Raw genomic sequence first — 1,099 nt, forward strand, 5'->3', positions numbered from 1 at the left:
CATGTAGCTGGGACAATTGCTGCAGACAAACAGAATAGTGTGGATTATGCAGTGAAGGGCGTAGCCCCAGATGTAGATTTATATTCATACCGCGTATTAGGTCCATATGGAAGTGGACAAACAAGCGGTATTCTTGCTGCGATTGATAAAGCAGTGAAAGACGATATGGACGTTATCAATTTATCATTAGGTGCGTCTATTAATGATCCTTTATATCCTACTTCTGTCGCAGTGAACAATGCGATGTTGGCTGGTGTTATTACAGTAGTAGCAGCTGGTAATAGTGGTCCGGAAGAAGGTACCATTGGATCTCCTAGTGCAGCAGCACTTCCCATTACAGTTGGAGCCAGTGACGCTGCAATGACTATTCCAACGTTTTCCGCCGATGCAGGTGATGTACATGTAGATAAGATGATGCTACTTGGAAAAAGTTTTACTGATAAGATTGAAGATTTGAAAGGTCAATCCTTATCGTTTATATATGCAGGGCTTGGGAAATCAGGTGATTTTACAGGGAAAGATGTAAAAGGGAAGTTAGCTCTTATCCAACGCGGTGAGATTACATTTGATGAAAAAATTAAAAATGCTAAGGAAGCAGGTGCAAAGGCGGTAATTGTATATAACAATGTAGATGGTGAAATTACAAGTTATCTTGGAGAAAGTACTTCATCTATTCCATCGTTCCGCTTAACAAAAGGAGATGGTGAGAAATTAAAAGCAAAAGCTGTACAAGGAGATGTGTCGTTAGCGTTTGGGGAACTTAGTAATATAAAAACAGAGGGAGATCACTTAGCTGATTTCAGCTCCCGTGGTCCTGCAACTAAAACAGATGATATTAAGCCAGATATTGTAGCACCAGGTGTGTCTATCTTCTCAACCGTTCCGGAATATATTAATGATCCAAAGGATGGAGAAAATTATCCGGTAGCGTATGGACGTATGTCAGGTACATCTATGGCAACTCCTCATACTGCGGGGGTAGCGGCACTCATTTTACAAGAACATCCAAATTATAGTCCATTTGAAGTAAAAGAAGCACTTATGAATACCGCAGTTGACTTAAAAGAAGAGCGTTCTGTATTTGAGGTGGGATCAGGAA

1 protein-coding gene is annotated in these 1,099 nt (G+C 40.6%); it reads left to right on the forward strand.

Translation table 11 applies throughout. The features are described 5' to 3' along the window. Positions 1 to 1,099, forward strand: a 1,099-nt coding sequence (locus GFJ36_RS29580; RefSeq protein ID WP_242015980.1) for a S8 family serine peptidase, incomplete at both ends; no start/stop codon positions are given.

Origin of the sequence: Bacillus sp. EE-W1 (assembly GCF_009760835.1) — a bacterium.
In the GTDB taxonomy this organism is placed as follows: Bacteria; Bacillota; Bacilli; order Bacillales; family Bacillaceae_G; genus Bacillus_A; species Bacillus_A wiedmannii.